11 protein-coding genes are annotated in these 12,118 nt (G+C 37.1%); 8 read left to right on the forward strand and 3 right to left on the reverse strand.

Annotated elements, in window-relative coordinates; genetic code table 11:
* The first annotated feature begins 22 nt into the window (after positions 1-22).
* The 8 genes from JR347_RS02845 (at position 23) to JR347_RS02880 (ending at position 7,316) form a co-directional block, all read left to right on the forward strand.
* Positions 23-730, forward strand: coding sequence for a YARHG domain-containing protein (locus tag JR347_RS02845; protein WP_205722544.1), 708 nt, complete (start codon positions 23-25; stop codon positions 728-730).
* A gap of 252 nt (positions 731-982) precedes the next feature.
* Positions 983-2,443, forward strand: coding sequence for a serine hydrolase domain-containing protein (locus tag JR347_RS02850; RefSeq protein WP_205722545.1), 1,461 nt, complete (start codon positions 983-985; stop codon positions 2,441-2,443).
* Between the two features lie 211 nt (positions 2,444-2,654).
* The gene (locus JR347_RS02855; protein WP_205722546.1) at positions 2,655-3,155 is read left to right on the forward strand and encodes a hypothetical protein; all 501 of its coding nucleotides are present in this window, start codon (positions 2,655-2,657) and stop codon (positions 3,153-3,155) included.
* 27 nt (positions 3,156-3,182) lie between these two features.
* Positions 3,183-3,803, forward strand: a complete 621-nt coding sequence (locus JR347_RS02860) for a hypothetical protein (RefSeq protein ID WP_205722547.1) — start codon at positions 3,183-3,185, stop codon at positions 3,801-3,803.
* 60 nt (positions 3,804-3,863) lie between these two features.
* On the forward strand, positions 3,864-5,708 hold the full coding sequence (locus JR347_RS02865) for a PLP-dependent transferase (RefSeq protein ID WP_205722548.1): 1,845 nt from the start codon (positions 3,864-3,866) through the stop codon (positions 5,706-5,708).
* Positions 5,709-5,774: 66 nt separating this feature from the next.
* A complete protein-coding gene (locus JR347_RS02870; RefSeq protein WP_205722549.1) occupies positions 5,775-6,137 on the forward strand; it encodes a nuclear transport factor 2 family protein in 363 nt (120 codons plus the stop codon).
* A 14-nt stretch (positions 6,138-6,151) separates the two neighbouring features.
* Positions 6,152-6,775: a YdeI/OmpD-associated family protein gene (locus JR347_RS02875; RefSeq protein WP_205722550.1), complete on the forward strand. Its 624-nt coding sequence runs from the start codon at positions 6,152-6,154 to the stop codon at positions 6,773-6,775.
* 61 nt (positions 6,776-6,836) lie between these two features.
* On the forward strand, positions 6,837-7,316 hold the full coding sequence (locus tag JR347_RS02880) for a winged helix-turn-helix domain-containing protein (RefSeq protein ID WP_205722551.1): 480 nt from the start codon (positions 6,837-6,839) through the stop codon (positions 7,314-7,316).
* Here the strand turns inward: JR347_RS02880 and JR347_RS02885 are convergent.
* From JR347_RS02885 to JR347_RS02895, 3 genes are all read right to left on the reverse strand, one after another.
* A complete protein-coding gene (locus tag JR347_RS02885) occupies positions 7,288-8,739 on the reverse strand; it encodes a S41 family peptidase (protein ID WP_205722552.1) in 1,452 nt (483 codons plus the stop codon). The two genes, JR347_RS02880 and JR347_RS02885, sit on opposite strands and share 29 nt — an antisense overlap.
* 95 nt (positions 8,740-8,834) lie before the next feature.
* On the reverse strand, positions 8,835-11,258 hold the full coding sequence (locus JR347_RS02890; RefSeq protein WP_205722553.1) for a bifunctional UDP-N-acetylmuramoyl-tripeptide:D-alanyl-D-alanine ligase/alanine racemase: 2,424 nt from the start codon (positions 11,256-11,258) through the stop codon (positions 8,835-8,837).
* Positions 11,255-12,112: a GNAT family N-acetyltransferase gene (locus tag JR347_RS02895; protein ID WP_205722554.1), complete on the reverse strand. Its 858-nt coding sequence runs from the start codon at positions 12,110-12,112 to the stop codon at positions 11,255-11,257. The genes JR347_RS02890 and JR347_RS02895 overlap by 4 nt, the downstream gene beginning before the upstream one ends.
* Positions 12,113-12,118 lie beyond the last annotated feature (6 nt).

Genomic DNA, 12,118 nt, shown 5'->3' on the forward strand with positions numbered 1-12,118 from the left:
TAACAAGCGCTGACATTTATTTATGAACCAAAAAATTACATTAATACTCATCGGATTTCTCTTTGAACCCACTTTATTTGGTCAAACCTTGGAATTGTCTAAATCTAATTGGCTGTATGAACCTCCCTCATCACCAGATAACTATTTAATATTCGATTCAGATAAGGTACTTTATAGCCAAGACTTCTTGAATTGTTATGAAGGTATATGGGAAGTTACAAACGACACTATTTACTTCAACTTTAACATCTATAAAGGTTATAGAGGTGTTGGTAACATCAACCCATCTTCAACCATGGACTATCCGTCATACTCAAAGAATATACCCACTATAAATCAAATTGAAATAACAGCTAAGGGTTATATAAATCAAAAAAATATAATGGAGTTTTATTTGAATAATAATCCGTACCCATACATTTTTCAGAAAGTTGATATAGCTGAATTCAATATAAACAACCTAAATATTGTAGTTAATGGTGATTATATCGATACATCAATCAGAATTATTCCATTAGAAGAATTAAAAACCTATTCGAAAAAAGAATTGAGATTGATGCGTAACGAAATTTTTGCTAGGTATGGTTACGTTTTTAGCTCAGACGATTTAAGGACTCATTTTAATCTCAAAAAATGGTATAAACCAGACTCAACTATAAATCCTATGGCAGAGTCATTTCTATCTGAAATTGAAAAGCAAAATATAAAGACGATTAAGAGCCTAGAATAAGACAAATACTAAGCTATAATAGCACATTTGAACTACACCATGCCAAGCCCTAAATGCATTAGTGCGGTTGGCTCGCACGTTTATGGTTAGCATTTCATAGCTACTTTCGTCACTAAACATCAACAATATAGCTATCGGTATTAGACTGCTTCTGTTAATTATTTGTTAATTACTATTAACCTACAACTTGCCTTTTAAACTGACGTAAATCACATCATTCAAAAACTCAATACAATTCTATACGAACAAAATATGAATAACATTTACTTCGTGCTAAGAAGAAAGCTGATACTGTTAGTAATTATAATCCTACCATTTAGCTGCACAAAGGAATCTGAAAAATTAAAAGAACAATCTGAAATTTTAGAAAAAGATTCATTAGAATCAATAGCATTGGTAAGGTCTATGATCAGTGAGCTCATGAAGTTACCGAGCACACCTCCGGGATTATCAGTAGCCGTTGGCTCTAAAAATGATATAATATATGCTGAGGGTTTTGGATTTACCGACCAATCAATTGGAAAAAAGGTCACTTCAGAAACTCAATTTAGAGCGGGTAGTTTATCCCGAGTATTTACCACAACTGCACTCTCAAAACTAATTGACAACAGCTTAATCAATTTGAATAGTGATGTGCATGCCTTTATTCCGGATTACCCAAAAAAGGCATATCCAATAAGCATTAAACAATTAGCATTAGGAATTTCAGGAATGCCTCATTATACCGAAGAAGATAAACTTGAAAATAAAGACTATACAAGTGTAGAAGAAGCTTTGGGAGTATTTTCACATATACCATTAACTGAAAAACCAGGTGATAAATACCAGTTTAGCATTCATAGCTATACCTTGCTATCAAGAGTTCTGGAAAAAGCTTACAATAAAAACTTTATCAAGATTCTAGATGATGAAGTTATTGTTCCCTTAAACTTATCATCAACAGCAGCAGAATCACTTTTAAAATCAAAAAACGAGCTTACAAAGTACTATCAGTTTACAGCAGATGATATACACGAAGAAATAACTAACCCAAGAAATTATAGTTTTAGCTGGGCTGGCTCTGGATTAGTTTCTACACCTTCTGATTTAGTATTATTATCTCAAAGTTTGACAAATGGTTTTATTAGTAAGGCAACTATTGATACAATTTTTGAAAAGCAGTTACTGAATTCTGGCGATACTTTAAGAGAAAGTATTGGTTGGGATAGCAATTGGGATATGGCTGATAGAAGAGTATTCGAGCAGGATGGTGCAGGAGAAGGCACTAGAAGCATTATAAGCCTATTTCCAGATTACAACCTCTCCATATCAATGATGACAAACTCACTAAGACTTTGGGCAATTGAAGAGACTGCACACACTCTTGCTATACCATTTTTGATCAAAGCAGAACCAACTATACAACCAAAGGGAAGTATAGATATTAAGGTTTTTGAAGATAATGGAGGCAATTGGGTTGAAAAAACAGGTGAATTAATATTAAGTAAAGATGAAAATCAATTAATTATAAATCCTGGCGCAGAAAATGAAGAGTCTTATATGCTTATTTATCTCAATAGAAAAAATATGTATGCTTTAATACACCCTGATGGTATTTTATATACAGAAATAAACGAGGTGGACAGCAAGATTACGGGCAAAGTAATGTACTACAGAGGCCCCAACATAAGAAAAACTTCTGCCGAGCCGCCCTATTTAAAGTTTAGTAGCTAATGATTAAAATCGGAGCAGCTAGTTGCTAAATCATACCTACTTTTATTTCTTAACTTGTGGACGACCAACTAGAACGCAGTTTTTCAAGCTGCATGTTGCGGAACTAGGTTCTAAATCCAAATCATGCTAGTTTTATGCCCTGTTATCCCGATATAACTATCGGGAAAGTAAACAAACGCGTCTTACAAGGGCGTAATGTGTCAGGATAGATATGGTAAAAGATGCTTTCAAAACAAAACACAAAAAGCACGAAGCAATTACAAAAGCAGTGAGTGCATTGATTCTTTTCACGGCAATAATATTTACACTATATCTATCGGCACCTGTACATTCAGAAGAAAACCCTTTACTATTCACAGTTATTTCGATTTTGTCAATTGTGGTTGTTTTGAATTTGTTCAGTATGCTAAAGAAACAAGTTAGACTTGAATTCCAGGGAAAAATTCTCACCATAGTTCACAGACTAACTGGGAATGAAAGATCGTTCGAACTATCTCAACTTGATGGTTATAGAACAAGAGAATACGAATCAAGAAGTGGGTTGATTAGAGAATTTATTTTGGTAAAAGACAATAAGTATTTGCAAATAATATCCTCAGCTAATGTGACTAACTTTGATCAACTTACCGAACATGTATGTAGTAAATTGACCAATTTAGGACAAGAGGAAAAGAGTCTAAAGAATTGGTTATTCAAAAATCTTATCGGATAAAATGCATATAGCATAAACCGTGTCAAAATGAAGAAGTATTACTTTCTAGCCGTTAGCACCTTACTTCTCATACTTTCTCTTATTGCCTTCTCAGATAACCTCTTCACTGACATCGGGCAGAAAAGCAATAGTGATCCTAAGTTTATCATTCATGGGCTGTTCATGTTCGCCTGGTTCATAACATTTGTTATACAAACCTATTTCATCACGCAAAAAAAGTATGACCTGCACATAAGGTGGGGGAAAGCAGGGTTTATAGTGGCTATTGGTGTATTTCTTAGCACACTCTACGTATTTATAGCTGTATTTAAAGGTTGGCATGCCATGGAGCCATTTGTAAAAGCCAATCGGCTACATATGCTAAGTTTCGGTATCTTTCTTTTACTCGCCTACCTCAATCGAAAGAAAGCCGCTGTGCATAAGAGATTTGTTTTTTGGGCCATTATTTTACCCATTGAACCTATAATAGGTCGAGTATCTGACTTCTTTATGATTGAAAACTGGGCGCTTTTCTATGTGCTCGTTTGGCATCTATTTTTCGCTTCATTCTTCATTTATGACTGGCTAACATTGAAGAGAATTCACCCGGTTAGTTGGATAGGCCTCACTTGGTTCTATATCGCTTGGGCTATTTCTACATTCTCTTAAAGAAGACGTGCTAGGTTCCTCAGAACCTACTACTTTTGCGCCCGTTTAAAGGCATAGACTATGGAGAATAAGCAACTGCACACCTACATTAAAAATCTGCTCGCTAACCTACCAGCAGACTGGTTGAATTTAACCACTCACAGATTAGATATCTATCATGAAGAACTGGCCAAAACCGAATTCATTGAAGAATTTGAAAAACTCTATGCCGCCAATAATTATGAAAAGGCCGTATTAAGCGAACTGCCTACTGCCTATGATTATATTAGATTAGGCCATCCCTTATCTTCCGTATTAGAGTGGGCTATTGCCAAAGAAAACAATCTTTTACCGGATAGTGTCATCAGTTTTTCTTCCCGTATTACACCTATTCTGGCAGTCCTCCGAAAGAACTTATTGAATAATAAGAATACACAAATTGTTTACTCAGGTGCTTTGCCTAAATCATTTGATGCCGAAACTGTGAAGCGTGTTTATGGCTATCAATTTGAGCTTAAAGAAGTAAATTCAACAGATGAAATCACCGACTTTGATGGTAGCACTGTATTTATATCTCAACAGGAAGAAATCGGCAAAGCCAACCTTCCTTCCACTATTGATTTTTTCATTAGCGACCATGCTGAGCTAGGCAGCATTATTATCGTAAATGGTGAAAAGAACAGGAGCTATATCTCTGAAATTCAGCATGTAAGAAGAAGGGTAACCATCGCCATGACTCCTGCCAATTGTTTGAAGGCATTAAAACTTTTCATTGGTGAACCTTATGAAGAGAAGAGCAGTAATAGAGCGGCCAACAAAGCCGTGGTTTTAGATACCATCAAAAATATTACTTCCACCAGCACTGAGGCGATGATTGGCTCTAGTGGGCTGTCAATTCAATATGCCATAATGATGGGTTTGATTGATGATGCGCAAGAAAAACATCCGAATAAAAAAATTAAATTTCTAATACCACCTAATTGTTATGGTGGCACGAACGACCAGGCCAGACGAGTGGCTGCCTGTCTGGAGCATGTAGAAATTTTAGACTTGCCAGTCGATAGAGAGAATGACATGGTTCAAAGCACAGAAAGAGTGTTAGAACAGGTGGCAAAAGAAGATGCAGTACCTTTTATAATTGTAGAGATTCCTACCAACCCGAGGGTGGAGGTGCCTGATTTAACTCAATTAACAGCAGCACTCAGTAAAGAGCGTAAAACATCTGCCGGCACAGTGGCCATTGACCCGGTATTTATTATCGATCAAACATTTTGCCCTAACGTTCAATTTCTGAAGGAAGGCGGAATATTCTCATCAATTAGAACCATTTCATATGTAAGTGGATCGAAATTTCCGAGTGGTGGAAAATGCACGGCCGGTTACTGTGTAGCCAATAAAAAGGCCTCTGATTTGATGGCTAAGATGCACAAGCATTTAAACCTCTGTGATAACGAGGCAACGGACCTCCAAATCAGTTTATTAGCGGAGCAATTACCTTCAATGAACCAGCGGATTGCAGATGCTTATAAGAACACTCGCGAGTTTGTCAATTTCATAAAAGAAAAGCTGCCAACAGCTAAAATCAACTTTGTTTCCGAAGAGTTAGCCAATGAAGGTTTTACGCCATCGGTTTTTTCTTTAGATCTGCCAACAAAAGGCAAAACAGAGGAGGAAAGGGAAGCATATAAACGAGCATTAAATATCAAACTAATTACTTTGATGATTAGCGAGATACCTAAAGAAAGCAAGTATTGTGTAAGCTACGGCCAATTAAAAGGCTGTTACTGGACGATACCGGCAACATCTACACAGGGCACCACAAAAGAGAGCGACAAGGATTACATCGCTCGTGTGGCATTATCTGCCAACATGGATTTGGAACATCATAAAAAGGTCTTTTCAAAGTTTGTGGAAGGCATCAGTTAAGCGCATGCCTCATTAGGTAAAAACCTCATTAGATGGTATTTTTATCATGGGATAAATATCAACCCCATGACCAGAAAAGAAATCGCCAAATCCTTTTTAATGTTGGCCGGCAGCGGCCAGGTAAAAGAAGCCTATTCAAAATTTATAGCTCGGGATTTTCGGCACCATAATCAATACTTTAAAGGTAGTGCCGAAGCTTTGGCCAAGGCCATGGAAGATGACTATCAAGCCAATCCAAATGAATTGGTAGAAGTTAAGCACTGTTATGAAGATGGAGATACTATAATAACCCACTCGCTTGTGGTTAAAAAGACGATGGAGATTGCCGTGGTTCATATCTTCCGATTTGAAAATGATAAGATCGTTGAGCTCTGGGATTTAGGCCAGCCGATTGAAAAGGATAGTCCAAATGAGAATGGATTGTTTTAAAATGATCATCATTTATGATACAAAATGTTGATCAATATTTACTAGAGGGTTGTGGAAGGTGTTCTCTCTATCGCACGCCAGAGTGCAAAGTTCATAATTGGCAAAAAGAATTAAAACTGCTCAGAAAAATTGCACTTGATTGCGGTCTCACTGAGGAATTAAAATGGAGCGTTCCATGCTACACATTTCAAAACCATAATTTAGCCATTGTAAGTGCCTTCAAAAATTATTGCTCTATTAGTTTTTTCAAAGGTGCTTTATTGAATAACGAGAGTGGTCTTTTGGAAAAACCTGGAGAAAATACGCAGTCAGCTCGCCTCATCAAATTCACCAATGCTAAGCAAATTATTGAGCATGAGGAAGCAATAAAAGCGCACATCTATGAAGCTATCGAAGTAGAAAAGGCAGGGTTAGAAGTGGAATATAAAAAGACTTCCGAGTATAACATTCCAGAGGAGCTGCAATCCGCCTTAGATAATGATCCGGAATTTAAAGCTGCTTTTGAGGCACTTACTCCAGGCAGGCAACGCGGTTATCTGTTACATTTCTCACAACCTAAGCAATCTAAAACCCGTGCCTCAAGAATTGAAAAGTGCAAAGACAAAATATTTGATGGTAAAGGGTTTAATGACAGGTAGTTATTTTCAAATCTATTTTAATGAATTTAGGTAGCTTTAAGCAAGTATTTATTTGTAACCTATGATGGAAGTTGTTCAACAGACTGAATATAGCACTAAGAGTAATCTCGTGTATCGAATCGAAGATGACATAGAATTCCAACCCGGCAAGAATATTATTAGGCATATAGCATCCAAATCCACCAAAAAAGTGGAGCCTCTTTTATCTAAACTGTTAACCTATTTAATTAATAAGCCTTTTCAGCCTATTACCCGTGATGAGTTAAAAGACACTTTTTGGGCCGCTGAAGTTTACTCAGATGAAACCTTAACCAAGGCGATATCTAAATTACGAAAGCTTCTTGCTCCACACGATTGCATTCAAACTCTCAGCAAAGTTGGTTATGAGTGGACAGGCAATGTAACTGAAATAACCACACCTATTCCCCTCTTCCAACAACAAATTCAAAGGTTTTTGCTAAATAAAACTAGTATTTGGGTTTTGATACTTGTTATCATTTTACTTTTAATTCTTAAGGGTTTCTTTTTTCCTCATCACTGAAAGACTTCATAGCAGTAGTCCATGGATCAGTTCCTTCTAAGTAATCTTCGAAATTGTACCGCACTAAAATGTCTGGCTTCATCGTTTTTAGCGAATCATTTTTGCCTATACCCGTCCATTGTCTGGTTGAAAGAAAAAAGAAAATGCCTGAATTAGGGAGTGTCATCAATTGAGCATCACCATAGTGGTTAGGGCCTGCTCCTGTTGGCTGACCGATAAGTGTTGCTGTAGTCCTTTGCTTTAGTTCATCTAAAAAGTTTATACCTGCCGAGAATGTAGTATAACTCGTGAAAATAAAAAGTCTGCTACTATCATTGATATAGGTGCTCTCAAGAATAGCACGAATAATAGGTTCATATAATTGATTATTTCCTCCAGAATTATTTCGAAGATCGATAATCAAACTTTCCGGCTCACTTTTTAATTGAGAACGTAATTGATCGGCTAGCATTTCAATGCTGTTATCATCCGATATGTTTTCGATTAAGTTAAGCCTGAGAACCAGATTCTTATCTTCAAAAAATAAGTTGTAATTAGGCTTCTGCAACCCTATGGTTGGTGGCAAAATAAGCTCATTTGGTTTGAGCACCCAAAACAGCCAGTTAATGAAAGACCCACCTTTAACTGTAACTACATTTTCCTTTTCATTATCACGATAGATAATTGGCACCTTGTCACCGTCAACTACTTTTAATGATTTTAAAAGGTTTAAGTTATAGAGGTAAAAATCAAATCGATACTTTGCGTTATACTCATTTTCAGGGCCAGTAATTTCAATTACTTGATTGAAAATATGTTCGATACTAACGCCTCCAATTTTCAATATTTGTTTACCTACTAGTTCCTGATATTCTGAAGCGGCTGCCAGCACGTAATAACCATCATCAAAATAATATCCCTTTAAAGGAAGGTATTGGGATTGGTTGTACAATTGAAATGGCGGCACATAGCTATGTCCATCTTTAAATACGGAAACTTGTCGTATGATCTCAAGCAACTTGTCATCATCACTTAATCCTTCTAAATTTTTATAATTAATTTTTCTTGGCAATATGACATCTGCTTTCACCGCTGGATGGCCAACTATTTTAGATTGTAAAAAATTAATGTCTTCCTGCCAATCTTCCTGAGACATGTCGGTTGAGGTAAGAGGAAGTACCAAGCGATAGTCAATATTAATCAATAATTGAATGGCGCCTATCAATAGGGCAAAAGCCAGAATAAGTGATGAGAATATTCTTGAGAGCACTTTGTTTTTGTACCATAAGTGAAGTCCCCCGAATAGTAAAAAAGCCACTACACACGCAAAAAATAAATTCAGTGCCAGTGAAAATATCCAGCCAAAAGGACTGGACTGCTTTAGTAAAATAATGAGTAAGGAAATAATGAAGAATGCTGCAGTGAGCCAATACGCTTTTTTCATGTTTTTTCTTCAAGTATTCGTTTTTTAATCAAGAAAATCCTGAACAAAATATGAACACATGAAAAAGTGTAGAATTGACTTATAATTAGTGTTTACTACTCCGCATAATAGACACGCTTTACCCTTTGACTTACATTGGTGAGTATTTCATAAGGTATGGTATTGGTTTTATTAGCTAATTCCTGAATAGGTATGTGCGGACCAAAAATCTCAACTTCATCACGTTCTTTTACATTCATGCCAGTCACATCAATCATGGTCATATCCATACACACGTTGCCAATTACCTTTGCTCGTTTTCCATTTACCCAAACTTCACCAATACCTTTACTAAAGGCGCGTGTGTAGCCATCTGCATAACCTATGGCTATGGTTGCAATCTCCATTGGCTTTTCTGCCACACCATTTCTGCCGTAGCCAACCGTTTCTCCCTTCTCAAGCTTTCTAACCTGAGAAACCACGGTTTTTAGCGTACTAATATTTAATAATTTATCCTGCTCTTCTTCATTGGTTTCTAATCCATAAAGGCCAATACCCAGACGCACCATATCGTAATGAAATTCAGGAAAACGAAGTGTGCCGGCAGAATTTACCAGGTGCCGCAATGGTTTAATAGCTAACTCACTCATAATCCTCTGAGATCCCTGATTAAAAACTGCTGCCTGTTGCTTAGAAAAATCGTTGTGCCTTGATTCATCGGCTCCAGCCAGATGACTAAAAATACTTTTGACTTCAATGTTTTTATTCGCCTTGAGTAATTCAATTAGCTCGTCCAAATCCTGCCTCTCAAAGCCCAGCCTTTTCATGCCCGTTTCCAATTTAATATGAATTGAAGCTTTTTGACCATCTAAAAACTGAATGAAGGAATGCAGCAGGGAGAGGTTATAAATCTCTGGCTCAAGGTCATGTTCTAACATGGATTCGAAACTCTCTTCACTAGGATTTAACACCATAATTGGTAGATAAACCCCGTTATTTCTGAGTTGCACACCCTCATCGGCATAAGCCACTCCCAGATAATCTACCCGATGAAACTGCAACAAGTTGGCTACTTCAAAGCTTCCACTGCCATAAGCAAAGGCTTTTACCATAACCATCAGTTTAGTTTCGTCCTTTAATTTTGACCGATAGAAATTGAGGTTGTTAGTCAGTGCATCCAGATTAATTTCCAGAACGGTGCCATGAATCCTTTCTTCGAGTACGCGAGTTATTTTTTCGAACTGATACACACGAGCACCCTTCACTAAAATTAATGACGAAGCCAAATCAAAATTGCAAATGTTCTCCAAAAACTGCTTGGTGCTATTAAAGAATGCAGTATCGCCTAAAACATATTTTTTTAGAGAAGTAATATGCTCACCAATCCCAATTGTCATCTCAATATTAGCCGCATTAATTAGTTCGGCTATTTCCTTGTAGAGAACATCATGTTGAAGGCCTGATTGAAGAAGATCGGAAAGGATAATGACCTTCCGTTTTTTCTGATTTTGAAGCGATAGAAACTCAATAGCTTGCTTGAGTCCGGCAAGGTCGTTGTTATAAGTGTCATCTATTAAATAACTTCCATTGATGGCTCTCTTCAATTCCAGGCGCATGCCGATACCGTGCAACTTTTTTAAGGCTTCCTGAATCTCGTGCTCCGAGAAATCGAGATAAAGCATAGTTGCAACGCAGTGCATCGCATTTTCAATGGAAGAATGATCCAAAAATGGAATCGCTAAAGTATAGTCCTTGGATTTATAAGTTAATCGAATATTGGTATACGATTTATCAGCATGTGTTTCAACAACCTGAATTTCTCCATTACCACTCTCTCCCCAACCAAAGCCTTTATTGCCAAAATTTATCCCTTGCTGGTCTGCATTAAATACAACTACTTGGGCCGTTTTAAATAACTGTTTTTTCTCTTCAAATTTTTTCTCTCTTGATTCAAACCCTTCATCATGGGCTGTTCCTAAATTGGTAAATATTCCAATTGTAGGCTGTATGATATCCGCCAGCTTTTGCATTTCACCAGCCTTGGAAATTCCAGCCTCAAAAATGGCCAGCTCATGCTCACCACTCATATTCCAAACGGAAAGTGGCACCCCAATCTGCGAATTAAAGCTATGTGGACTTTTTACAATCCTGAATTTGGTAGAAAGACAGCTATACAACCATTCTTTCACAATGGTCTTTCCATTACTACCGGTAATGGCTATCGTTGGAATATCGAATTGCTGACGATGATACTTGGTAATCTTTTGAAGTGCTTCAATGGAGCTTTTCACTTTTACCACATTGCCATCTCCGGGCAGAGCAACATCCTTCTCAACAATGAAATTTCTGATTCCCTTCGCGTATAAATCATTGATATACTCATGGCCATCATGGTTGCTGCCATCAACAGCAAAAAATACAGCTCCCTTGGCGATAAATGGCTTTCTGCTATCAATCAACAAAGATTTAATGGCTAAATCAGGGCTATCCGATTTCAGGGATTTTCCGCCAGTAATATGTAAGACTTCTTTGAAAGTCATATGCTTAAGATCATTTCGTACTGATCTATCTGATTTTCGAAGCCTAGGCTTTGAAAGAAAAGCTTGGTGCCTTCCGATTCTTCATTCACATTGATGATCGTAATTTTCTTGAGAATACTATTCTGATAAATATAATTCATTAATGTAGTGCCGATGCCATTTCTTCGCTTTTCGGGCTTTATACCAATCTGGCTTATCCTTCCAAAAGAAGGTTGATAAATAGCAAAACCAACGCATTCGTCATCTTCACGCACTTCTACAATGGTTTCATTTGCCAGATTATCATCAATCATGCGAGAGGTATCTAAAAAACTTGGTGCATAATCACAAAATTTGTCATACAAATTCCAGTTAGGAATTTTAACTTCCTTTATCTCATAATTACCTGATTGGTCTGTTTTACTAAAATCAGGATTTTCATTATTAAGAATATAGCATTTAAAGTATTTAGTCCGCTCAAAGCCGATACCCTCATACGCCTTAATTGCTCTGTCATTGGATGTAAGTACCTCCAAAACACATTGCTTTATTTCCCTTGCTTTTAACAGCGGTATGAGGTATTCATACATCTGTGTGGTGAGTCTGAAGCCTCGACTGCGTGGCCTCACACCTGTGCCTCCATTGTAGGCAGTGAGCTTTCCTTCATAGTAATTTACTGCCGTAAATATGAAACCCGCCAAGGCTCCATCGTAATGATAGGCACCCACTGAAAGTCCAAAATCCAATTTTAATTTCTGTACGAACTTCCGTACAAACTGCTCTTTGGTAAGTTTAAAGGGTATGGGATAGTCTGAAAAGGCATCGAGAAACGTAATGTACATCTCTGTGAGATCTACAGGTTTCAGTGGTTTCATGTACAT

Origin of the sequence: Fulvivirga lutea (assembly GCF_017068455.1) — a bacterium.
Lineage (GTDB): Bacteria > Bacteroidota > Bacteroidia > Cytophagales > Cyclobacteriaceae > Fulvivirga > Fulvivirga lutea.